We start from the raw sequence: 23261 nt of genomic DNA on the forward strand, positions 1-23261 counted from the left end.
AGACTACTGAGACCCTCTGACAGAACTGAGCAGCGGAACCGTCATCTCGGCCGCGGTGACCGAGCCGTGATAGGCGACCAGCCGGCCGACCGAGGGCGGCTCGTAGGCGGACGCGAGCGCGACGACCCGGTCCAGGCAGACGATCACGACGTCGCCGATCCGGCCCAGGTTGCGATCGGCCACCGGACCGAAGACCTCGAGCGCCTCGGTACGCGACAGAACCAGCGCCGAGGACCCGAACAGCGACGCCGCGGCGGCTTGCACATCCTCCTGCGCGCCCGGGGCCACGTGCAGGTAGCGGACCCGGGGCTCGCCGGCGACGGCGACCAGCCCCTCGATGCCGGAGACGTCGAGCCGCGTGGTCGGGGGCACGTTGAGCTGCCCGTGGTCGGCCGTGACGAGCAGCGCCGAGCGCGGCGGCAGCCCGTCCACCAGCATCGCGACCAGCCGCTCGACCTCCCGGGCGGCCGCCGTCCACGCGGGCGACGCCACGCCGTCCTCGTGCCCGGCCCGGTCCAGGTCGCCGTGGTAGCCGTACACGATCCCCGGCCCGGCCCGCAGCGCCCCGAGGATGCCGGCGGCCTTCTCGTCGAGGGTCGAGGCGCCGACGAAGGCCGCGCCGCGATACGCCGACACGGTCAGCCCGGTGCCCTCGAACTCGGGCCGGGTGACCTGGGTGCACGCCACCCCGGCGGCCACGGCCCGCTCGAAGACCGTCGGCACCGGCTGCCAGCGCGCGGGCGGCGGGTCGTCGTTCCAGTGGATGTGGTTGAGGATCCGGCCGTCCGGCATCCGCGAGGTGAAGCCGAGCACCCCGTGCTGCCCGGGCGGCACCCCCGTGCCCAGCGTGACCAGGCTGACCGGTGTGGTGGAGGGGAAACCCGAGGTGAGGGTACGCGCGGCGAGCCCGTCGAGGCCCGGGAGCAACGGCAGCTGGTACGACCCCATGCCGTCGACCAGCAGCACGGCCACCCGGTCCACACCGTCGAGGGACTCCCGCAGACCGAGCACGTCAGCAGTGGCCGGAACGCCGAGCACCGCCGCCACCGAGGGCATGATCTCGGCCAGACTGCCCGTCCCGTACGCGGGCCGGACCTGCTCGAACGCGGAGTCGGGCAGGTCGTCCGGCGGCGTCACGGCCGCCGCGCGAAGACGTGCAGCTGGGACGCGATGTCCCGGAACGGTGGCTGGGCCGACAGCGACAGCTCCAGGTCGAGCAGCGCCTGCGGGTCGCCCTCGACCACCGAGGCGGGCAACAGGTCGGCGATCACCCGTACCCCATGGGCCTGCTCCACCTCGAGACCCGCCGAGCGCAACAGCGCCGACGCGCTCTCCACGTCGTAGCGCCGGCGCAGCGTGTCCCGCGGCCCGGACCGGCCGTCGGGGTCGGTGACCAGCGCCGCCGCCGCGCCGAGCTGGCCGTTGACGGCCCGGCCGAGCACCGCGGCGGCCCGACCGGCGACCAGCACGCTGACCGCGCCACCCGGACGCAGCGCGGATGTGATCGCGGAGACCACCCCGGCCGGGTCGTCGACCACCTCGAGCACCGAGTGGCAGAGGATCAGGTCGACGCTGCCGGGCTCGATCAGACCGGCCAGCGACTCGCCGTCACCCTGCACGGCGCGGACCCGATCGGCCACCCCGGCGTCGGCGGCGCGGCGGGTCAGCGCGGCGAGCGCGTCGGGGCTGGCGTCGACCACGGTCACCCGGTGTCCCGCCTCGGCGACCGGCACCGCGAAGCCGCCGGTGCCACCGCCCACGTCCAGCACGGTCAGCTCCCGGCCGGCCGGCCGCCCGAGCTCACGGTCCAGAACGGCCCAGACGGCGGCGTTACGCGCCGAGACCGGGCGGGGCGCGCGCGTCGGTGTGCTCTCCACCCGCGCAGCGTAGCGGGCCTGCCCGGGGCCGGAACGGACCGCTGCCATAGTGGGCTGATGGACTTCTACGCCGAGACCCGCGGGCCGTACCGCCTGTGGGCCCGCGCCACCGGCCCCTCGGACGCGCCCGCGCTGCTCCTGATCATGGGCGCCAACGCGAACGCCCTGACCTGGCCGCCGGCCCTGATCGAGGCCCTCGAGGAGAAATTCCGGGTGATCGTGTACGACCACCGGGACACCGGGCGGTCGACCTGGGCGTTCGACGAGCACCCGTACGGCATCGCCGACCTGGCCGAGGATGCCGTGGCCGTGCTCGACGCGGCCGGCGCCGACCGGGCCCACGTGGCCGGCATGTCGATGGGCGGCGTCCTCGTCCAGTTGCTCGCCGCCGACCACCCCGATCGCCTGCTCAGTGCGACCGCCTTCTGCACCGCCGCGGTGAGCGGGGACGGCCCGCCGATGCTCGACCCCGACCCGCGCCTGCTGGAACTGTGGGAGCACCTCGCCGACGAGCGCGACCGCGAGGCCGAACTGGACTGGCGGGTCGAGCACTGGCGGCTCCTCAACGGCGACAAGCTGCCGTTCGACGCCACCTGGTTCCGCGCGATCGAGGAGGCCTGCATCGACCACGCCGGCACGCCCCGGAACGCCGCCGCGCACGCCCGCGCCGACCAGTCCGGGCTGGCGCGTGACCTGTCCCGGGTCACCGTCCCGTTCCTGGTCATCGACGCGCCGGAAGACCCCGTCAACCCGCCGCCGAACGCCGCGCATCTGGCCGCTCAGGTTCCCGGGTCGGAGCTGGTCACCGTGCCCGGGATGGGTCACGCCCTGCCCCCGGCCGTCGTCCCCGACCTGGCGCGCATCCTGCGGTCACGGTGACGCGCGCCAGTCCAGCCGGGCGTCGATGAGGTCGGTGAGGTGCTGCCACCAGGCCGCCAGCGTGATGCGGTCGAGCTGGAGCCACTGTCTGATGTGGGCCTTGCGGGGCCGGGCACCGGCCGGGCGCAGCGCGTCGTCGAGCTGGTCGAGCGGGGCGCCCGGGCCGAGCAGCGGGTAGGCCTCCTGGATGTCCAGGGCCAGCATCAGCTCGTTGGCCATCGTGCCGGTCTTGACCATCAGGTCGGGCAGCCACCGTTCCGGCGGCATCTCCAGGTTGACGGCGGGCAGGCCGAGGTCGTAGCGGTTGGCGTCGAGCAACGGCAGGTACGCCCGGGACATCGACTGGCACAGCCAGTCCCAGTGCGGGATGCCGCTCAGGTCGTGCTCGCGGGTCGCCATCGCGAAGCCGGCCGCCTGCTCGGGGCGCGGCATCAGCGGGAGCCGGCCGGCCGTGCCGGCGAACACCGGCGTGGCCCAGCCGTCCTCCTCGGGGACGTAGGCCCGCAGCGTGTAGCCGGTCCGGTCGCCGATGGTCAGCTCGACGAGCTGGACCGGGAAGTCGGCGGGCAGGAACCCGCGCGGCCCCTGCGGATAGGCGGGCTGCTGGTGGCGCGGCTGCTGATAGGCCGGCGGCGGCCCTTGATACGGCGACGGTTGCCCCTGATAAGCCGGCGGCCGATAGGCGGGAGGCGGCGTGGGAGTGGGGGTCGGGGTGGGGGCCGGGCGATACGGCGGGGCCGAGATCGACGGTGGCGGTGTCATGGCCACGGTGGCGTCGGCGCGGGCCGCGGTGGCGAGCAGCGGCCGGGCCTGCTCGGCGGTCAACCGGCGGGCCGGGTCCTTCTCCAGCAGGCCGGCGATGATCGGCCAGAGGTGCCCGGCGTCGGCCGGCGCGGCCGGCGGCATGGCCAGGATGGCCGCGATGGTGCCCTGGGTGTCCTCCCGCTGGAAGGGCGAGCGCCCGTTCACCGCGGTGTAGAGCGTGATGCCGAGCGCCCACAGGTCGGCCGGCGGGGCCGCGGGCACGCCGTTGATCCGCTCCGGCGCCATGTAGGCCGGTGAGCCGATCATCATCCCGGTCGCGGTCAGCGCGGAGGCGTCGTCCATGGCCGCGATGCCGAAGTCGGTCAGCATCGCCCGGCCGGTCTCGATCAGGATGTTGGCCGGCTTCACGTCCCGGTGCACGGTGCCGCGCTGGTGTGCGGCCGTCAGCCCGTCGAGCACCTGGAGCCCGATCTCGGCGACCCGGCCCGGCGGCAGCGACCCGGACTTGGCGATCAGATCGGCCAGCGACGGCCCGTCGACCAGCTCCATCACGATCCACGGCCGGCCCCCGTCGAGCGCGACGTCGTGCACGGCCACGATGCTGGGGTGCCGCAGCCGGGCCGCGGCCTGCGCCTCGCGCATCGCCCGCCGGATCCGCGGGTCGTCCTGGTCGACCGGGCCGGAGTCGGCGCCCGCCAGGTAGATCTCCTTGACCGCGACGTCGCGGTCGAGCAGCGTGTCGGTGCCCTGCCACACGGCGCCCATGCCGCCCCGGCCCAGGATGCGATCGAGCCGGTAGCGGCCGGCGATCACCCTCGCGTCCGTCACATCGGAAATCTACCGAACGGGTCAGGCCGCCTAAAGCGCCAGTGCCTCCGTAGGCGGGAGAGCCGCCGCACGCATCGACGGATAGACACCCGCGAGCACGCCGACCACCACCGCGCCGACCGGGCCGGCCAGCGTCGCGGACAGCGGGATGACCGGCGGCCAGCCGTGGTAGGCCGCGTAGCCGACCGTCGCCAGCACGCCGAGCAGCGTCCCGGCGAGGCCGCCCAGCGCCGCCAGCGCCACCGCCTCGGTCAGGAACTGGCCGCGGATCTGCCCCTTGGTCGCGCCCAGGGCCCGGCGCAGGCCGATCTCGCCGCGGCGTTCGAGGACCGAGATCACCATGGTGTTGGCCACCCCGATGCCGCCGACCAGCAACGCCACCCCGGCCAGGCCGAGGAACAGGGCCGAGAACGCGTTCTCGGTGGCCCGTTTCGCGGCCAGCGCGTCGGACGGCCGGCTGACCACCACGTCGGCCGGCTGGGCCGGGTTCACGGTCTCCGGGAGCACCCCGCGCACCTGCTCGATCGCCGGTTCCCGGGACTGCACGTAGAGAACGGTGGGGTGGCCGTCGAAGCCGAGCACGGACTGGGCCGCGGGCCAGCCGACGAACACCGACCGGTCGATCTCCGGCAGCAGCGGGACGGCGGCGAGGATGCCGACGACGGTGAACCAGCGCTTGCCGATCATCAGTTGCTGCCCGGTGCCGGTGACGCCCAGGCGGACGGCCGAGACCGAGCCGAGCACGACGGCCGGGAAGTGTGATGTCGCCTCGTTCAGCCACTGCCCGTCCTGGACGCGGGCGTTGATCGCCGGCAGCAGGTCGAGGCGGCTGGCCAGCACGGTCAGACCCGAGCCGTCCTGCGGGTCGGTGCGGTCGGACCGGCGTACCACGGTGTGGGTGTTGGCGACCGCGCTGGCCCGGGTCACCGGCGCGATCCGCCGCACCATGCCGACCGACTCCTCGGGCAGCAGCACCGGCGGCTGCTGGTCGGGCAGCGCGCGGACCTCGAGCATGTTGGTGCCCAGGGCGCTGAGCTCGCGCATGAGCTGAGCCTGGCTGGACGCGGGGATGCCGGTGACGACGATCATGGTGGCGATGCCGATCGCGATGCCGAGGGCCGACAGCGCGGCGCGGGCCTTCCGCGTACGCAGGCCGAGAAACCCGAGTCCGAGCAGGTCGGTGACGGCCAGCCGGACCGGCGTGGTGTCCGGGGTCACGAGACCACCCGGCCGTCGCGCATGAAGACCCGGCGGGGCAGGGACGCCGCGATGTCCCGGTCGTGGGTGATGACCGCGATCGTCGTGCCCTCCTCGTGCAGCCGGTAGAGCAGCTCCAGCACGGCCTGGCCGGTGCGCGTGTCCAGCGCGCCGGTCGGTTCGTCGGCCAGCAGCAGAGCGGGATGGTGTACGAGGGCCCGCGCGATCGCCACCCGCTGCCGCTCACCACCGGAGAGCTGGTGCGGCCGATGCGCCACGCGATGCGACAGCCCGACCCGGTGCAGCGCCTCGACGGCCAGCGCCCTGCGTCGGCGGCGCGGCACACCGGCGTAGAGCAGGCCGGTGGCCACGTTCTCGGCGGCGCTGAGTCCCGCGGTGAGGTGGAACTGCTGGAACACGAAGCCCAGCCACCGGCCGCGCAGCGCGGAGAGGCGCCGGTCGGGCAGCCCGGCGATGTCCAGCCCGCCCAGCTCGACGGTGCCGGAGGTCGGGCGGTCGAGGGTGCCCATGATGTGCAGCAGCGTCGACTTGCCCGAGCCGGACGGGCCGACGATGGCCAGCATCTCGCCCGCCTCGATGTCGAGCGAGACACCGGCCAGGGCGACCACGCCGCCGGGATAGCGCATGGTGACGTCGCGTACGGAGAGGACGGTCACGAGGTCGTCACCACCTGGACGCCCTCGCCGATCCCGTCGCCGGTGACCTCGACCAGGCCCTTGGCGAACAGTCCGGTCTCGACGCCGACCAGGCGGTGGTCGGCGAGCTGCACGCCGTACCCGCCCTCGCTGAGCGCCACCAGCGCGCCCACCGGGACGGCCAGGACCCCCTCCCGGGTCTCCCCGGCCAGGTCGACCTGCACCTGCGCCTGGTCGATCCCGCCCAGCTCGGCATCGCTGTCCAGGGTCACGGTGACGGCCCGCTTGGGTTCCGCGGTCCCGGCGCCGCCCTGCTCATCCTGCTGGATCTCGGTGCCGACGGCCGCCACCTCGCCGGGCACCGACTTGTCGCCGGGCAGCACGACCGTGACCTTGTCGCCGGCCCGGATCGTGCCGGCCTCGGCGACGGCGGCCGAGGCGGTGACCACCTTCGCGGTCGACGTCACGGTCAGCAACGGGGTGGCGGCACTGTCCCCTTTGATCGCCGTGACCGAGTCGACCCGCACCGCGCCGGACAGCACCACGACGTCCCCCACGCCGATCCGGCCGGTCACGGGCATCCCGGCGTCCTTCTGCCACCGCTTGAGGGCCGATTTCAGGGCCGAGGTCAACACCCCTTCCCCCTTGCGTACGGTGACCCGCACGGTTTTGGCCTTGACCTTCGCCCCCGGGGAATTCGTCTCCCGGGAATCCGCCTCCGGGGAAGGGGCCGGGCCGGGGATCGACCGGGTGACCGTCTCCCCCGCGCCCGGCTGGTAGCCGATCGAGTACCCGAGGGCCTTCAGGTTGGTGGCGACGATCTTCACGTCGCGGCCGGCCGTCCCGGTCTCCCCGAGGTCGCGGTAGAGCGGCATCGACCCGTAGAACAGCGGCACCGGCCGGTCGTCGGCCCGATAGAGCTGCTGGCCGCGCTTGACCGCGGCGCCGGCGCGGGGCAGCCAGGTGATCACGCCGTCGCGCCCACCCTTCACCGGCTGCGCCCGGCCGTACCCGAGGCTGCCGGTCAGCGACTCGGTGACGGAGAGGTCGGTCTTCACCACGGCCACCGTCTGGACCGCGACCGGGGCGACGGCGGCCGGCGACTGCGGGTCCCGCCGCTCGTACCAGAGGACGCCGCCGGCGACGATCAGCACGAGGATCAGGACCGGCACGACGATCCATCGGCGGATCCGGCGCGGGGACGGGGATTGGTCGGGATGCACGGCCGAGATCCTGCCGACCGATTGTCAGAAGCCGGTTAGCTTCGGCGGATCTGACAGCCCTCTGACAATGCTCTGTGATGGTGCTCGGCATGCCTCAGAGAAAAATCGTCGCGGCGCTGGTCGCCGCCAGTCTTCTCGGCGGTGGTACCGGCCTGCTCGGCGGTTGCTCCGGTGAGAAGGCCGAAGCCCCGCCGGTGGCGACGCTGCAGAGCGCCGCCGCCCCGGCGGCGAGCTCGCCGGCCGTCAACGACGACCTGCGTCCCCTGGTGCGGCTGGACGCGACCGACGAGGAGCAGACCGCGCTCGTCAAGGTCTGGTCGACCTGTGTCCAGAAGGAGGGCGGCCCCGGGTACGAGGAGCCGAAGATGCTCTTCCAGTACTTGGCCGACAAGGACCCCAAGGCGATCCGGGTGGAGGCGGCCTGCCACAACAAGTTCCCGGAGAGCTACGAGGAACGGCAGAGGCGCAAGGACATCGCGGCGTTCCGGGACAACCAGCGGCAGTGGTACCGGTGCGCCCAGCAGGCCGGCTACAAGCTGACCACCCCGGACGAGGACGGCCAGTTCGGGATCACCGAGATCGGGCCGCAGGGCGACTTCCAGTCGCCCGGGATGGAGAACTGCCGCAAGGAGGCGTTCAAGGACTGAGCGGCAACCGCAGCGTCATCGTGGTGCCCTCACCGGGACGGCTCGCCGCGGTCAGCGTCCCCCCGTGTGCCTCGGCGAGCTTCCGGGCGATCGGCAGGCCCAACCCGCTGCCGCCGGTCGCCCGGGTCCGGGAGGAGTCGGCCCGCCAGAACCGGTCGAAGATCTTCGGCAGGTCGTCCGGCGCGATGCCGGTGCCGGTGTCCCGTACGGCGATGATCATCTCTTTTTCCGTTGAGATGGCCGACAGCGTGACCGTGCCGCCCGCCGCGGTGTAGCGGATCGCGTTGGACAGCAGGTTGCCGACCATCTGCCGGAGGCGCATCGGATCGGCCTCGACCGGAGGGTCACCACGCAGATCGGTGACGAGCTCGACCCCCGCCTGGTCGGCGGCGCCGCGCTGCGACTCGCCGATGTGCGTCAGCACGTCCCGCACCCGGATCGGCTCGGGGTGCAGCCGCAGGTCACCGGCGTCGGCGGCGGCCAGGTCGCTGAGGTCGTCGATGATGTGGTGCAACATCGTCGCCTCGTCGTGCAGCAGGTCCAGCAGGGCCGGGTCGGCCGGGACCACCTCGTCCTGGGCCGCCTCCAGCCACGCGCGGATGTTGGTCAGCGGGTTGCGGAGTTCGTGGGCGACGTCGCTGACCAGGTGGCGGCGCTGCTCCTCGGCCCGTTCGCGCCGCTCGGTCGCGTCGCTGAGGGCGCGCGCCAGGTAGCCGATCTCGTCCCGCCCCTTGATCGGCATCGGTGCGGGCGCACCAGCCGGTTCCATGGCCGCCTCGGTGAGCGCCCGCAACGGCCGGACCAGCCGGCGCCCGGTCAGCACGGTGAGCAGGATCGTCGCCAGCAGCACGGCGACGGTCACCCAGACGATCCGGACGGCGTTCTCGCCGGACAGGCTGAACACCGGCTCGTCGGCCGCGCCGGTGTGCGGGTCGGTGACGAAGAGCAGGGCGGGCTTGGCCACGTACGGCCGCAGCTGCCGGATCCGGGCCTGCGCCACGCACGACTGCACCTTGCGCAGGTCGAACCTCCGGTCCTTCAGCCCGAGCACCGAGAAGTTCCGGTCCAGGATGAGGATGCCGTGCTCGGTCACGTCGAGACAGTCCTCGGCCAGCCAGGCCAGGTCCTCCAGGGCCAGCGTCTCGGTGCCGGTGGTGCCGAGCGGGGCCTTGGCCCGGCAGAAGCCGACGACGAAGTTGGTGTCCGCGGTGGTGATCCGCACGGCCGGGCGGCCCTTGGCGTCGTCGATCACCTTGGCGTCGACCCCGCCCCCGCGGATGCAGTCCAGCTGGGTCCGGGCGGTCCGGCGGAGCTTCTCGCGTTCCCGCTCCGGCAGCAGGTAGGGGCCGGTCACCCGCGGGTCGATGCGGTCCGAGCTGTCGCTCAGCCCCGGGTCGAGCCGCAGGGCGTCGACCGTGGCCGAGGCCCGGGCGGTAGCCGGCGGGCGTTCCGGATGCGAGTCGGCGATGACCTGCCGGTCGTCGGTCATCAGGGTGATCCGCCGGCCCAGGCGCCGGGCCTCGCCGGCCACGGTCGGCTGGACCTTGGTCCAGTCACGGTGCGTGGCGGCGTACCCGATCATGGTGTCGTAGATGCTCTTGTCGTCGGCCAGCGAGCGGCCTTGCTCCTGGCGGATGGCCCGGCTGGTCGACTGGACGGCGAGCCAGGCGGTGGCCGCGATCGCCGCGACCGCGATCAGGATCGAGGTGGCGAGCAGGCGTCCGAGCAGGCTGCGGTGCAGGGGCACGCGGCCTGGGGTCACGTCGGGCTCGCCAGCTTGTAGCCCACGCCGTACACGGTCTGGAGCAGGGCGGGGTCGATCTTGCGGCGCAGGTTCATCACGTGGACGTCGATGGTGCGGCCGGTCGAGTGCCGGTCGATGCCGCGGGTCCGGGCGAGGAGTTGCGTCCGGGTGAAGACCCGGTCGGGCTGCCCGGCCATCGCGGCCAGGATCGCGAACTCGCCCGGTGTGCACTCGACGGGTACGCCGCCGGCCTCGACCCGGCGCCGCCCCGGGTCGACCACGAGCGGGCCGACCGTCAGCACCTCGCCCCCGGCCGGCGCCGTGGTGCGCCGGCGACGCAGCAGCGTCCGCACCCGGGCGACCAGCTCGCGAGGACTGTACGGCTTGGTCAGGTAGTCGTCGGCGCCGACGTCGAGCCCGGCCAGCAGATCGTCCTCGGCCGTCCGGGCGGTCAGCATCAGCACCAGCAGCTCACTGTCCCGGCGCAGCTGCCGGCACACCTCCAGCCCGTTCAGCCCCGGCATCATCACGTCGAGGATCAGCAGGTCGGGCGCCTTCCGCCGGGCCCGGTCGAGCGCGGCGTGACCGTCGTGCACCACGGTCACCTCGTGCCCACCGGCCAGGAGGTACTGCCGCAGCACTTCGGCCTGCCGTACGTCGTCCTCGGCCACCAGCACGTGCGCACACACGACGGCGACTATAGGTCGGTTCTTCCAGCCGTCGGAGAATCTGACAGGTTCCTGATCAGAACGTGAACAGGACGCCCGTGGCGCGCTTCATGTCGCAGGTGTTGCTGAACTTCTTCGACCAGGTGACGGCCTGACCGCGCCAGGTGCCGGTGACCGCGGCGGTGATCGGCGCGTACTCGAGCGTGCACATGGTCTTCGCCGGCTTGATCGTGGCCGGGTTGCCGTTCACCTTGGCCAGGGTCCGGCACACCTTCTCGGCCTGCGGGTGCACGCCGCCGGCCGGGTCGCAGGTCACCACCACCGCGGCGGCGAACCCGGCGGCGGCCTGGTAGGACAGCGTGAGCTCGGTCCTCGGCGCGCGGGCGCTCTCCTCCGGCCCGCCGGCCGCCGCGTTCGCCGGGCTGCCGATGAGAACCCCGATCAACGCCGCCGCCAGAACAATCTTCCGCATGATGCTCTCCCCCCGCTGGGTGGTGCCTATACGCGCTCAGAGCAAGACCCCTTGCTCTGAGCGCGTATAGGCACCGCTGGTCCGCATCCGGTATAGGGCACCAAAGGTGCAAAGGTTGCGGAACGGAATAAAGTCTGGCCGTTCAGCGGAAGTCGCGGGAGGGACCCACGATCGGCGGCGTGACCCCTTCGAGCCGGTCGGCGACCAGGTTGAGCACGCCCTCGGCCTTCTCCAGCCGGCCCCGCACGATCAACGCCGTGCTCGTCCTCGCCACCTTCCGGTAGCGCTGCCACAGCCCCGGCGAGCAGGTCACGTTGAGCATGCCGGTCTCGTCCTCGAGGTTGACGAACGTGACGCCGCCCGCGGTGGCCGGGCGCTGCCGATGGGTGACGATGCCGCCGACCCGGATCCGGGTGCCCGCCTCCACCGCGCCCAGCCGGGAGATGGGCAGCGCGCCGGCGGCGTCGAACCGGTCCCGCACGAACTGGGCCGGGTGCGCGTCCGGGGACAGGCCGGTCGCCCAGACGTCGGACACCAGCTTGCCGACGTCGTCCATGCCGGGCAGGGCCGGGGCGTCGGTGCCGGTCACCGTACCCGGCAAGCGGTCGGGTTTGTCCTGCGAAGCCGCGCCCGCGGCCCAGAGCGCCTCCCGGCGGGAGAGCCCGAAACCCGCGAAGGCGTCGGCGGTGGCGAGGGCCTCCAGGTGGGCGGTGGAACATCCGGTACGCCGGGCCAGATCGGTCATGCTGCGGTACGGGCCGTGCGCTCGCCGTTCCTCCTCGATCCGCTTCGCGAGGTCGTCGCCGATCGTGCGTACCCGCTGAAGCCCCTGCCGCACCGCGGGCCCGTGCAACCCCCACGCGTGCGGCGCCTCCCCGGCCAGCGCGCCCCACCTGGTCCGCGCGTCCGACTCGAGGGTGGCCGCGGCGGCGCTGAGGTTGATGTCCGGGCGGCGCACCTCCACCCCGTGCCGGCGGGCGTCGTCGACCAGCGTCTGCGGCGAGTAGAAGCCCATCGGCTGCGCGTTCAGCAGCGCCGCGCAGAACGCCGCCGGGTGGTACCGCTTCAGCCACGCGGACGCGTACACCAGGTAGGCGAAGCTCATCGCGTGACTCTCCGGGAAGCCGTAGCTGGCGAACGCGGAGAGCTTGACGTAGAGGTCGTCGGCCAGTTCGCCGGTGATGCCCCGCTCGGCCATCCCGTCGTAGAGCCGCGTCTTGATGCGCTCCATCTTCTCCATCGAGCGCTTCGAGCCCATCGCGCGGCGCAGCTGGTCGGCCTCGGACGGGTCGAAGCCGGCCACGTCGATCGCGAGTTGCATCAGCTGCTCCTGGAAGAGCGGCACGCCCAGCGTCTTCTCGAGCGCGTTCCACATCAACGGGTGCGGGACGGTCGCCTTCTCCTTGCCGTTCTTGCGGCGGATGAACGGGTGCACCGAGCCGCCCTGGATCGGGCCGGGCCGGATCAGCGCCACCTCCACCACCAGGTCGTAGAACTCGGTCGGCTTGAGGCGGGGCAGGGTGGCCATCTGGGCGCGGGACTCCACCTGGAAGACGCCCACCGAGTCGGCCCGGCACAGCATCTCGTACACCTCGGGGTCGTCCAGGCGCATCGTGCTGATGTCCAGATCGGACTCCAGCATGTCGTACGCGTAGTGCAGCGCCGACAGCATGCCCAGCCCCAGCAGGTCGAACTTGACCAGGTCGATCGCCGCGCAGTCGTCCTTGTCCCACTGGAGCACGGTCCGCCCCGGCATCCGCCCCCACTCCACCGGGCACACCTCGATGATCGGCCGGTCGCAGATGACCATGCCGCCGGAGTGGATGCCCAGGTGCCGCGGGAAGCTCTGCACCTCGTTCGCGAACTCCACCACCTGCGCCGGGATGTCGTCCACGTCCAGCGTCGCGATGCTGCCCCAGCGGTCGATCTGCTTGCTCCAGGCGTCCTGCTGGCCGGGCGAAAATCCAAAGGCCTTGGCCATGTCGCGTACGGCGGAGCGCGGGCGGTACGAGATCACGTTCGCCACCTGGGCGGTGTGTTCCCGGCCGTACTTCTCGTAGACGTACTGGATGGCCTCCTCGCGGCGGTCCGACTCGATGTCCACGTCGATGTCCGGCGGCCCGTCCCGCTCCGGCGCCAGGAACCGCTCGAACAGCAGGTCGTACTCGACCGCGTCGACGTTCGTGATGCGCAGCGCGTAGCAGACCGCCGAGTTGGCCGCCGACCCCCGCCCCTGGCAGTAGATCTTCTGCTCCCGGCAGAACCGCACGATGTCGTAGACGACCAGGAAATACCCCGGGAAGTCCAGCTCCTCGATCATCCGCAGCTCGTGTTCGATCTGCGCGTACGCCTTGGGATGCGCCTCCGGCGGCCCATAACGTTCCCGGGCGCCCTCCATGGTCAGGTGCCGCAGCCAGCTCATCTCGGTGTGCCCGCCGGGCCTTCGGAAGTCGGGCAGCTTGGGGGCGACCAGCCGCAGGTCGAAGGCCAGGTCACCGCCGAAGATCGCGGCGTTCTCGACCGCCTTCGGCCAGGCCGCGAACCGCCGGCTCATCTCGGCGCCGGACCGCAGATGGGCGGTGCCCGCCGCCGGCAACCAGCCGTCCAGCTCGTCCAGGCTGCGCCGGGCCCGCACCGCCGCCAGCGCGGTCGCCAGCCGCCGCCGGCGCGGGGTGGCGTAGTGCACGTTGTTCGTGGCCACCGGGAGCAGACCGCGGCTGTGCGCGAGCTCGAAGAGGAAGTCGTTGCGCTCGTCGTCGTACGGGTCGCCGTGCGCCGTCAGCTCGACCGCGACGTTCCCCTGGCCGAACAACGCCACCAGCCGGTCCAGCTCCCGAGCAGCCGCCGCGGGCCCCTGCTCGCGCAACGCCTTCGGGACGCTCCCCTTACGGCAGCCGGTCAGCACCAGCACGTGATCCCGGAGCTCGCTCGCGACGTCCTCCAGGTCGCCGTAGTCGGGCTTGCCCTTCTCGGCCCCCCTGAGCTGGGCCCGCGAGATGGTGCGGGCCAGCCGCGCATAGCCTTCCGCGCCGTGCGCCAGGCACAGCAGGTGCCGGCCTTCCGGGTCGGCCTCGCCGTTCTGCGGTTTCGTCAGATCAAGCGAGAGCTCCGCACCCACAATGGTCGGCAGCCCCAGCTCACGGGCCGCCTCGGAGAACCGCACCACCCCGTAGAACCCGTCATGGTCGGTGACGGCCAGTCCCTTCAACCCGAGCCGCGACGCCTCCTCGGCCAGTTCCTCCGGATGACTGGCCCCGTCCAGAAAACTGAAGTTGCTGTGGCAGTGCAGCTCGGCGTAGTCCACCGTGGACTCGGTCCTGACCAGCGCCGGCGCCTCATACCGTTGCCGCTTCCGGCTCCAGGCCGGCGAGTCCCCGCCGTCACCATCCCCCGCCAGCGGATCAACAACCCGCGGCTCCCCCCGCGGCCACCCGCCACTCCCCGCCTTCCCCCCGCCCTCTTCCCCGTCGCTCTTTCCTCCTCCGCCCTTTCCCCTCTCGCCCTTTTCGCCCGGCTTCTTCTCCCCGGAGAGCAGCCCTTCGAGTTCCGACCAGGACATCTTCGGGTTGTGGAAGCCCATCAGCCCGCCGCCCTAGTCATAGATCGCCTCGACGGCCCAGTGCCCACCCGCGAGCGAGAGCAACATGGCCCGCCCATCGGCGAGCGCCACCTGGAACCGGGCCCGCCGCCGCATCTCCTCAGCCGCCCACCACCGCTCCTCAACCGGCCAGGGCCCGGCCCACCCCACGATCTCCACCGCCGCCGCCCGCCCCAGCAACAACCCGACCGGCACCCCCGTCAACTCCAGCCGGGCACTGACCCGGACCGGCTCCCCCACCGCGTCCACCACCACCGCCCCCGGCTGCTGCAGCAACACCACGGCCGGCGCCGGCTTGGGCAACCGCCCCGGCCAGGGCGGCAACGCCGGCGCAACCCGCGCCTTCCGCCCCCGTCTCGCCACCGCCCCATCCCTCGTGCTCGGCCCAGCCGCGCCGGCAACCTCAGCTTTCGCCGCCACCCCACCGATTTCGCCGGCCTTCCCCGCCGCGCCAGCCCTTCCCTCAACCGCCTCTTCCCCACCTTCGTCCTCGTCCTCATCCGCACCAGGCATCGGAAGAAGCGACAAGGCCGCCCGGCCCTCTGATGTGGACACCAGCCGCAGGTCACCATCACCGCGACTTCCTCGCCCCTCGATGACCCGAAGGGCGGGCCTCTCCGCGCCTCGTGTTCCCTCTCCCGAGCCGGCCGCGGGGTTCGACATCGCCGCCTTCCCTTCCCGCACCTCGGACAAGGAGATCAACCCCGCCCCACTCTCCTTCCGCGGCGCCCCTTCCGCGGAGGGCCGGTCACCCAGGCCGGAAACCAAAGGCCCGCCGTCCGGGTCGGGGACGGCGGACAGCGGGAGCGGGATCGGGTCTGGGGTCACGGCCGTGATGGGGATGGTGGTCAGGCCCGGGTAGGGGTCTTGGGGGGCGGCGTTCGCGCGGGGCGGGGTTCGTTCGTCGCCCCAGGGGATGAGGGTGGTCTGGTCGTCGGCGGAGCGGCCTCCGGTGCGGACGGCGGTCATCACCGCGTCGGGGCCGAGCAGGCCCTGGATGCGGCTGAGGGCACGGTGGGCGCGTTCCCGCTCGGCGCCGGCGTCGCCCCACAGGCCCGGTTGCAGGCCCAGGTGGACGAGCACCCCGTCGGGAATCAGGCGCAACCGGACCAGTCCGGCGGTCGGCCGGTTGACGGCGCCGCGCCGCGCGCCGGTGAGCCAGCCGTCGAGTTGCCAGCGGACCCGTTCGGCGATCGCGGCCGCGGTGAGGGTGCCGTCGTGCCGCCACACCCGGTGCAGCTCCTGGCCGTCCGCGGTGACCGCTTCGATGCCGAGCCGGGTGCAGGCCAGCCCGTGCCCGGCGAGGATCTCGTGCAGCCGTTCGGCCAGCACCCGTCCCGCGAACGCCGCCACGTCCACCCGTTCCAGCGGTTCGTCGTACGTCTCGGAGACGTCCAGGTCCGGCGGCGGCCGGCGCACCGCGAGCGGCCGATGGTCGAACCCGGCGGCGAGCCGGTGGGCCAGCGCCCCGTCGAACCCGAACCGTGTCAGCACATCCGACGGCGGCAGCGCGGCGAACTCCCCCAGCGTCGTCACCCCGAGCCGGCGCAGCAGATCGGTCAGCTCCGGCCGGTCAAGAGCTTCGACCCCCACCCCGGAAAGAAATTCCCGGGTACGCCCCGGCGGAACGATGCGCCCCGCCCGAGCCGCCAGCCCCGCGGCGAAGACTCCTTCGGCGACCCCGGCCTGGCTCTCCACCTCACAGACCTGAGCCACCTGCTCGACGACCCGCTCGGCGGCCGCCTCCTCGCCCCCGAAGTACCGGGCCGGCCCCCGGGCCGCCAGCGCACAGGCCCCCGGCCGGATCACCTCGACCCCGACCGCGACCTCCTCGATCGCCGCGACCACCGGTTCGAACGCCCGGGCGTCCCGCCCCGCATCATGATCGACGACGACCAGCCGGGAACACCGCCCTTGCGCCTCCCGCCGCCGGAGCCCTCGCCGCACCCCGTCCGCCCGGGCCGCCTCCGAGCAGGCCACCACCCGATTCGCATGCAGCACCGCCACGGCCCCGTCGGAGGGAATCCCGTCCACGATCTCCGCCGCGACAACCGGCCAGTCCGGACACCAGATCATCAGCGTCCGAACCCCGGCCCGCTCGCTCACTCCCGCCCCGGCCCGGCTCCCGCCAACCCGAAGCCCCTGCGAATCCTGGCCACCCGGGCCGCCGAGCCGGCCGACAACCCCGACGCCCGAGACCCGGCCGACAACCTCGCCACCCCAGACCCGGCAGATAACCCCGCCACCCCAGACCCGACAGGCAACCCCGCCACCCCAGACCCGACAGGCAACCTCAAAGCCCTGGCGCCCGCAGACCGAACGCCTGCCGACGACCTCGAACCCCCGACGCCCAAGGACGACCTCGAAGCCCGGGCAACGGAACGCGCGGTCGCCGATCGCTCCGGCGCGGAGGCCCGAGCCGGAGCCCGAGCCGGAGTCGGAGTCGGAGCCGGCACAAATTCCCACCACACGGGCACGGCCGGCCGCACCGGCACCACCCGAACCGAACGAAGCCGACCCGCGGGCCGCGAGTCGCGAGTGGATCCGCGAGAACGCGACGGACGAGCGCCAACCGGCCGGACGCCCCCAGTCGGCGAGACATGACTCGCCACACACGACTGCGCCCCCGCCGCCGAGCCCGGCATCACCGCCAAACCAGACACCCCAAGATCCGCGGCATCATCCACGGACAAATCCACCACATCATCCGACCGGCGAAGCCGATCCGGCTCGCTCAAGGCGGAGGAGGGAGCCGGGGAGGAGAGAGCCGGGGAGGAGGACACAGCGGAAGAGGACACCGCCGAAGAGGAAGCGGACACGGCGGGAAGGGAAGACAGCGAGGGAGAACCAAGCGGAAGGAAGCGCGGGGGCAGCGCCGAGGATGTGGGAGCAGGGAGGGCCGGGGACGGTGCGGGAGAGGCAACCGCCGGGGACGGCGCGGAGGCGGAGGCCGGGGACAGCGGCGGACCGGGCAGGGTGAGCGGACCGGCCGGGCCGAGGGGCGGGAAGGTCGGCGGGGCGGTGGAGCCCGGCATCCACATCGTCGCCTCGCGCGGGCGGTCGGCGGCGCCCCGGCCCCGGGCCAGGACCGTGACGCGGCGGCGGCGCAGGCGGCCGTGGCCGTGGCCCAGGCCCTCCCAGGCGCCGGCGGTCACGCGCAGGGTGACGTCGGCGCCGGGCCAGGCGCCGAACGGCATCAGGACGCTGCCCCGCTGACGCGCCCGCGCCACCAGGCGGGCCGCCACCGGCGCGGCCACCGGGCCGGGGATCGCCGCCACCACCACGTCGACGCCGTCGATCAGGGCGCCGGCCACCGTCGGCCAGTCGGGGCCGGGGTTGGGGATCAGGGCGAGGCGGTCGAGCGCTATGCCGCTCTCTTCGGCGGCCAGGGCGCCCAGGTCGGGCACGCCGACCACCGCGCACCAGGAACCGGCCCGGGACGCCGCGGACAGCAGCGCCAGCATCAGCGAGACGGTGCCGGACCGGCCGGCGGCCACCGCGATCGTGCTGCCGCGGCGCAGGCCCCGGCCGGGCAGCAGGGCGCTCAGCTCGGGCACCACCGGCAGCATCCGGTGGAGGCCGGGCGCGTCGGTCTCGCTCGCCGGGCGGACCAGCTCGGACAGCGCGGCCGCCCCCTTGATCAGGCGTCCCGCCATGAAGCTCGCCTCTTCTCGGAAGGAAGGAAAGGGTGGATGGATCAGGCGGCCAGGCGACCGGCGGCGGGCAGCGGCGGCTGGTAGGCGATGCCCAGGGCGGTCTCGACGACCACCACGAACTGCTCGGCGGCGCGCAGCAGGTCGTCGGCCTCGCGCGGGCTGACCACGCGCGGGATGCCGGCCTCGGCGGCGGCGCGCTTGCCGGCGCCGAGGGCGAAGTAGTCGGCCCACTCGCTGAACTCGGGCGCGACCAGCACCAGCAGCGACCAGACGCTGGTCACCCGGGTGCGGCGGCCGGGCGCGGCGGGCCGGGCGCGGGCGGCGAGCACCGCGGCGGCGGCGCGCAGGGCGGCCATGTGTGCGCCGGCGTATCGCAGGCCGTCGGGACCGGTCTGTGCCGCCTCGGCCAGCCCGCCGCGAGCGATGCTCAGCAGCTGGGCGGGCGTGCGGTGGGGCAGCATGTGGGCGGGCACGGTGGGCGCGTCCGCGGACCGGGCCGCGGCGGTCGGCGCGTGTGCCAGACCGGTCACCACACCGGGGGCCGAGTTGCTCGCCATGGTCTTCTCCTCAGTACGTCACACATCCGATGAAGATGTCCGCCACGGAGGAAGAAACGCAGCGGGGAGGCCGTCGGCCGGGTGCGGGAGCTTCCCCACAACCACACCCGGCCGGACAGCGCCGGCGGGTCCGTCGCCCACCCCCGGGGGTCGGAGGGGGCGGGCGACGGTCCTGCCTTGGTGCGGGCCCGGATCCGCGAAAATCCAGGCCGCCTGCGGCGCTTCGCGGGCGCCGCACCGGGGCGGGAGCCGCGAATCTCCATCCCCGATCGCTAGCACGGCCGTTCTAATGATTCGAACAGACGTTCTAACTAGGGAAGAGAGTAACACCCGGGTACGACAAAAACGCAAGGCCGGAAAGGGGCTGGGGAGAAGGTGGCAGAAGGGGAGGTGTGATCACTCCCCGCCACTAAGAACATATATCAGACAGGGGGTCTTGCCGCAAGACCCCCGTAACCCCGCAAAATGGTCGACCGTGGCCACGAACCAGCGGGAGAGCAGCGTGTTCGACGTACCCCAGACCAAGGCCGACCCCGACCTGATCGCCCGCGACGAGGCGCACTTCGCCGCCATGGCGGACAGCCTCACCCGGACGATCGCCGGCCTGGCCGACCGGCTCGAGGTCGAGCGCCGGCGGCCGGCCGGCAAGGGCCGGCAGGCGGTGGACCGGGACGAGGAGGTGCAGCGGCTCTCGGCCCGCCTGCGTACGCTGCGCCGCTTCAGCCTCGACCTCTGCCTGGGCCGCATGATCGACGCCGACCGCCCGGACGAACCGATCTACATCGGCCGCCTCGGCCTGACCGACGACGACGGCCGCCGCCTGCTGGTCGACTGGCGCTCCCCGGCCGCCGAACCGTTCTTCGCCGCCACCCACGCCAAGCCGCTGGGCCTGATCAGCCGCCGCCGTTACCGCTGGTCGACCGGCTCGCCGCAAACGAGAGGGCGGATCACCGACTACTGGGACGAGGTGTTCACCCCGGAGGGCCTGGAGGGCCACGCCGCCCTCGACGACCAGTCCGCCTTCGTCGCCAGCCTGGGCAGCATCCGCTCGGCGCGGATGCGGGACGTCCTCAGCACCATCCAGGCCGACCAGGACGCGATCATCCGGGCCTCGTCGCACGGCGCCCTGGTGGTCGACGGCGGGCCGGGCACCGGCAAGACGGTCGTCGCGCTGCACCGCACGGCGTACCTGCTCTACTCCGATCCGAGGCTCGGCCGGCGGCACGGTGGCGTGCTGTTCGTCGGCCCGCACCAGCCCTATCTGGCGTACGTCTCGGACGTGCTGCCCAGCCTCGGCGAGGAGGACGTGCAGACCTGCACGCTGCGGGACCTGCTCCCCGAGGGCGCCGCGGCGCGCCCGGAGACCGATCTGGAGGTGGCGCGCCTGAAGTCGTCCGCGGCGATGGTCCGGGCGGTCGACGCGGCGGTCCGGTTCTACGAGGAGCCGCCGGCGACCGGAATGACGGTTTCGACAGAAGACGCCGAGGTACGCCTGACCGCCCGCGATTGGGCCGAGGCGTTCGCGTCGGTGTCCCCCGGCACCCCGCACAACGAGGCCCGCGAGGAGATCTGGGCCGAACTGGTCGCGATGACCGGCGGCGGGAGCGCCGAGCTGCGTACCGCGCTCCACCGGGCCTGGCCGATGCTCGACCCGGCCGACGTCGTCGCGGACCTCTGGTCGGTGCCCACCTACCTGCGCCGGTGCGCGCCCTGGCTGAGCGCGGAGGACGTACAACGGCTGCAGCGCGCCGAGGCGAAGACCTGGACCACCGAAGACCTGCCGTTGCTGGACGCCGCGCGGCAGCGCCTCGGCGACGCGGAGGCGACGCGGCAGGAAGCCCTGCGTACGGCGACCAGGAAAGCCGAACGCAAGCGGATGGACCGGGTGGTCGACGAGCTGATCGCCTCGCACGAGATGGACGACGGCCAGGGCCTGATGCCGATGCTGGTGCAGCCGGACCTGCGGGAGGTGCTGGACGACGACGCCGTGCTGCCGGGGAAGGATCCGGATCGGCTGGCCGGTCCGTTCGCGCACATCGTGGTGGACGAGGCCCAGGAGCTGACCGACGCGGAGTGGCAGATGCTGCTGCTCCGGTGCCCGTCGAGAAGCTACACCATCGTCGGCGACCGGGCCCAGGCCCGGCGCGGCTTCCCCGAGTCGTGGCCGGAGCGGCTGGAGCGCATCGGCCTGAGCCGGGTCGAGATGACCCGGCTGACCATCAACTACCGCACGCCGGCCGAGATCATGGCCGAGGCCGAGCCGGTGATCCGGGCCGCGCTCCCGGACGCCAACGTGCCCACGTCGATCCGCACCGGCGGCATCCCGGTGCGGTACGGCGACCCGGCCGACCTGGACGCGATCGCCGGCGCGGACACCGAGGGCACGACCTGCGTGATCGGCGTCCCGGGCCGGGGCCTCACGCCGGAGCTGGCCAAGGGGCTGGAGTTCGACCGGGTCATCCTCGTCGACCCGCAACGATGGGGCGCGGTCGACCGCTACGTCGCGATGACCCGGGCGACCCGGGAGCTGGTCATCCTCCGACGTGGATACCGGGACGCCTCGCCGGGTCGGGCTCGGACGAGCGGATGATCTCGCGTACGACCGGAGCGGTGTCGCCCCGGCCGAGGAGCAGGTAGCGGAACAGGTGCTTGAGCGGACTGCCCTCGGCCCACTCGAAGTAGCACCGCGGGCGTACCCCGGTCGCGTCGCGCAGCGCCAGCAGCACCGCGGCGATCGCGTTCGGCGCGGCCGGGCTCTGCACCCGCAGGATCCGGAAGCCCTCGACCTCGACCCCGCACACGTGCAGGGTCTCGCTGAACTCCGACGGGTCGACCACGTCCACCTCGAGGAAGAGCAGGTCGGCGACGCCGGGCACCGGGTTCAGGCCGCGCTGCTCGCGCTCCTTGGCCGCGTATTCGGCCTGGTCACCGGCCTGCCGGCGGTTGGCCACGATGTTGAGCTGGCCGTCGTGGGCGATCGAGTCGGCGATGAACGTACGCGCCGGCTCGTCGAACTCGATCTTGTCGGCCCGGAGTTCGGTGGTTCGCGCGACCCGGGACACGAGGGACACCAGGATGATCCCGGCCACGAAGACGGCGGAGATCGCGATGCCGTCCGGCTTCTCGATGATGTTGTCGCCCAGGGCGTACACCAGAACCAGGGTGAGCACGGCGAAGCCGATGCTCGCGCCGTGCTGCCGGGACCGGATCGCCGAGATGGTCACCGCGACCGCCCCGGAGACCATCATCGCCAGGATGCCGGTGGCGTAGGCGCCGGCCTGCGCGTTCACGTCGGCCTGGAAGACCAGCGTGATGCCGATGCTGATGGCGGTGTAGACCAGCACGACCGGCCGCACCGCCCGCGCCCACTCCGGCGCCATGCCGTACCCGGGCAGATAGCGGGGCACGATGTTGATCAGCCCGGCCATCGCCGAGGCGCCGGCGAACCAGAGGATCAGCACGCTGCTGATGTCGTAGACGGTGCCGAAGCCCTCGCCCAGCATCTCGTGCGCGAGATAAGCAAGAGCACGCCCGTTGGCCGGGCCGCCGGGCTCGAAAGCGGAATGCGGGATCAGCACCGTGGTCACGAAGCTGGTCAGGATCAGGTAGACGCTCATGATCAGCGCGGCGGTGGTCAGCAGCTTGCGGGTGTTCCGGATCCGGGCCTGCTTGTCCTCGGCCTTGATCAGCGGCATCATGCTGACCCCGGTCTCGAACCCGGACAACCCCAGGACCAGCGCCGGGAACGCCAGCACGGCCGGGCCGAAGGCGCCGAAGAAGCCGCCGTGCCCCTGGCTCAGCGCGTCCGTCCAGCCGCTGTAGTGGTCGGGGACGTGGGTCAGGCCGACGATGGTGACCACCGTGTTGAGGCCGAGGAAGATCGCGACCAGCGGGATCGCCACCACCACGGCCTCGGTGAAGCCGAGCAGGAAGACGAAGCCGAGGATCAGCAGCAGCACGATCGTGATCAGCACGTTGTGCCCGTGCAGGAAGCCGGGAAGGTTCGGGTTCTCGGCCATGTGCACGGTGGCGTCGGCGCCCGACAGGGTGATCGTGATGATCCACGAGGTGGCCACGAACCCGAGCAGGACCAGCACGAACAGCTTGCCCCACCAGAACGGCAGCAGCTTCTCCAGCATCGCCACCGAGCCCTGGCCGTTCGGGCTCTCGTGCGCCACCCGCCGGTACATCGGCAGCATGCCGGCCAGGGTGAGCGCCACGATCAGCAGCGTCGCGAGCGGGGACAGCGCGCCGGCCGCGAGCGCCGCGATGGCCGGCAGGTAGGACAGTGTGGAGAAGTAGTCCACCCCGGTCAGGCACATCACCTTCCACCAGGACTGCTGGTGGGTGCCCTCCTCGGACTCGGGCCCGACCGGCTGGACCCGGTTGGCGAGCAGCCACCGGCTCACCGCACGGCGCGGGACGTGCGGCCGGACGGGGCTGTCCACAGACTCCGGGACATCAATGTCAGTACTCACTGTGCTCTTTCCGTCA

General features: G+C 72.8%; 16 protein-coding genes and 1 pseudogene. 3 read left to right on the top strand and 14 right to left on the bottom strand.

Annotated elements, in window-relative coordinates:
• Nucleotides 1-3 precede the first annotated feature (3 nt).
• Nucleotides 4-1137 (bottom strand): nucleotide pyrophosphatase/phosphodiesterase family protein, encoded by a 1134-nt coding sequence (locus tag AB0M54_RS07980; protein ID WP_364469813.1) that lies wholly within the window; start codon nucleotides 1135-1137, stop codon nucleotides 4-6.
• Nucleotides 1134-1877, bottom strand: a complete 744-nt coding sequence (locus AB0M54_RS07985; protein ID WP_364469815.1) for a methyltransferase domain-containing protein — start codon at nucleotides 1875-1877, stop codon at nucleotides 1134-1136. The genes AB0M54_RS07980 and AB0M54_RS07985 overlap by 4 nt, the downstream gene beginning before the upstream one ends.
• 57 nt (nucleotides 1878-1934) lie before the next feature.
• Between AB0M54_RS07985 and AB0M54_RS07990 the strand changes: the two genes are divergently transcribed.
• Nucleotides 1935-2756, top strand: a complete 822-nt coding sequence (locus AB0M54_RS07990; protein ID WP_364469817.1) for an alpha/beta fold hydrolase — start codon at nucleotides 1935-1937, stop codon at nucleotides 2754-2756.
• On the opposite strand, the gene AB0M54_RS07995 is transcribed toward AB0M54_RS07990, so the two are convergent.
• Genes AB0M54_RS07995 through AB0M54_RS08010 form a run of 4 tightly spaced genes read right to left on the bottom strand, consistent with a single transcriptional unit; the run spans nucleotide 2748 to nucleotide 7425 of the window.
• Complete coding sequence (locus tag AB0M54_RS07995) at nucleotides 2748-4349, bottom strand: serine/threonine-protein kinase (protein WP_364469819.1); 1602 nt, start codon at nucleotides 4347-4349, stop codon at nucleotides 2748-2750. The genes AB0M54_RS07990 and AB0M54_RS07995 overlap by 9 nt on opposite strands.
• Before the next feature lie 30 nt (nucleotides 4350-4379).
• On the bottom strand, nucleotides 4380-5567 hold the full coding sequence (locus AB0M54_RS08000; RefSeq protein WP_364469821.1) for an ABC transporter permease: 1188 nt from the start codon (nucleotides 5565-5567) through the stop codon (nucleotides 4380-4382).
• Entirely contained in the window at nucleotides 5564-6193 is a 630-nt protein-coding gene (locus AB0M54_RS08005; RefSeq protein WP_364332464.1) for an ABC transporter ATP-binding protein, read from the bottom strand. Before AB0M54_RS08005 ends, AB0M54_RS08000 begins: the two co-directional genes overlap by 4 nt.
• Nucleotides 6194-6219: 26 nt before the next feature.
• Entirely contained in the window at nucleotides 6220-7425 is a 1206-nt protein-coding gene (locus AB0M54_RS08010) for a hypothetical protein (RefSeq protein ID WP_364469823.1), read from the bottom strand.
• Between the two features lie 89 nt (nucleotides 7426-7514).
• Between AB0M54_RS08010 and AB0M54_RS08015 the strand changes: the two genes are divergently transcribed.
• Entirely contained in the window at nucleotides 7515-8072 is a 558-nt protein-coding gene (locus AB0M54_RS08015) for a hypothetical protein (RefSeq protein ID WP_364332318.1), read from the top strand.
• Here the strand turns inward: AB0M54_RS08015 and AB0M54_RS08020 are convergent.
• The 7 genes and pseudogenes from AB0M54_RS08020 to AB0M54_RS08050 all read right to left on the bottom strand — a co-directional run bounded on the left by AB0M54_RS08020 (nucleotide 8062) and on the right by AB0M54_RS08050 (nucleotide 18767).
• Entirely contained in the window at nucleotides 8062-9834 is a 1773-nt protein-coding gene (locus tag AB0M54_RS08020) for a HAMP domain-containing sensor histidine kinase (RefSeq protein WP_364332321.1), read from the bottom strand. The two genes, AB0M54_RS08015 and AB0M54_RS08020, sit on opposite strands and share 11 nt — an antisense overlap.
• Nucleotides 9831-10505, bottom strand: a complete 675-nt coding sequence (locus AB0M54_RS08025; protein WP_364332324.1) for a response regulator transcription factor — start codon at nucleotides 10503-10505, stop codon at nucleotides 9831-9833. Before AB0M54_RS08025 ends, AB0M54_RS08020 begins: the two co-directional genes overlap by 4 nt.
• A 55-nt stretch (nucleotides 10506-10560) precedes the next feature.
• On the bottom strand, nucleotides 10561-10956 hold the full coding sequence (locus AB0M54_RS08030; protein WP_364332327.1) for an SSI family serine proteinase inhibitor: 396 nt from the start codon (nucleotides 10954-10956) through the stop codon (nucleotides 10561-10563).
• 142 nt (nucleotides 10957-11098) lie between these two features.
• Entirely contained in the window at nucleotides 11099-14536 is a 3438-nt protein-coding gene (locus tag AB0M54_RS08035; RefSeq protein ID WP_364469825.1) for an error-prone DNA polymerase, read from the bottom strand.
• Nucleotides 14537-14548: 12 nt separating this feature from the next.
• Nucleotides 14549-16630 carry a DNA polymerase Y family protein gene (locus AB0M54_RS08040; RefSeq protein ID WP_364469826.1) on the bottom strand — a complete coding sequence of 694 codons (2082 nt, stop codon included), beginning with the start codon at nucleotides 16628-16630 and terminating at the stop codon, nucleotides 14549-14551.
• A gap of 950 nt (nucleotides 16631-17580) precedes the next feature.
• A pseudogene (locus AB0M54_RS08045) lies at nucleotides 17581-18210 on the bottom strand (hypothetical protein); the annotation flags it as partial.
• Between the two features lie 41 nt (nucleotides 18211-18251).
• Nucleotides 18252-18767 (bottom strand): SAV_6107 family HEPN domain-containing protein, encoded by a 516-nt coding sequence (locus tag AB0M54_RS08050; RefSeq protein WP_364332336.1) that lies wholly within the window; start codon nucleotides 18765-18767, stop codon nucleotides 18252-18254.
• Between the two features lie 475 nt (nucleotides 18768-19242).
• On the opposite strand from AB0M54_RS08050, the gene helR reads away from it, so the two are divergent.
• A complete protein-coding gene (gene helR / locus AB0M54_RS08055; protein ID WP_364469828.1) occupies nucleotides 19243-21357 on the top strand; it encodes an RNA polymerase recycling motor ATPase HelR in 2115 nt (704 codons plus the stop codon).
• On the opposite strand, the gene AB0M54_RS08060 is transcribed toward helR, so the two are convergent.
• The gene (locus tag AB0M54_RS08060; protein WP_364469830.1) at nucleotides 21299-23245 is read right to left on the bottom strand and encodes an amino acid transporter; all 1947 of its coding nucleotides are present in this window, start codon (nucleotides 23243-23245) and stop codon (nucleotides 21299-21301) included. The genes helR and AB0M54_RS08060 overlap by 59 nt on opposite strands.
• Between the last annotated feature and the right edge of the window lie 16 nt (nucleotides 23246-23261).

Origin of the sequence: Actinoplanes sp. NPDC051470 (assembly GCF_040682035.1) — a bacterium.
Classification (GTDB): Bacteria; Actinomycetota; Actinomycetes; order Mycobacteriales; family Micromonosporaceae; genus Actinoplanes.

Excerpts from the sequence above, each read along its gene's own strand:
- AB0M54_RS07990 (WP_364469817.1), top strand. The coding sequence starts at position 1,935 with ATGGACTTCTACGCCGAGACCCGCGGGCCGTACCGCCTGTGGGCCCGC.
- AB0M54_RS08005 (WP_364332464.1), bottom strand. The coding sequence starts at position 6,193 with ATGCGCTATCCCGGCGGCGTGGTCGCCCTGGCCGGTGTCTCGCTCGAC.
- AB0M54_RS08015 (WP_364332318.1), top strand. The coding sequence starts at position 7,515 with ATGCCTCAGAGAAAAATCGTCGCGGCGCTGGTCGCCGCCAGTCTTCTC.
- AB0M54_RS08030 (WP_364332327.1), bottom strand. The coding sequence starts at position 10,956 with ATGCGGAAGATTGTTCTGGCGGCGGCGTTGATCGGGGTTCTCATCGGC.
- AB0M54_RS08035 (WP_364469825.1), bottom strand. The coding sequence starts at position 14,536 with ATGGGCTTCCACAACCCGAAGATGTCCTGGTCGGAACTCGAAGGGCTG.
- AB0M54_RS08040 (WP_364469826.1), bottom strand. The coding sequence starts at position 16,630 with ATGATCTGGTGTCCGGACTGGCCGGTTGTCGCGGCGGAGATCGTGGAC.
- AB0M54_RS08050 (WP_364332336.1), bottom strand. The coding sequence starts at position 18,767 with ATGGCGAGCAACTCGGCCCCCGGTGTGGTGACCGGTCTGGCACACGCG.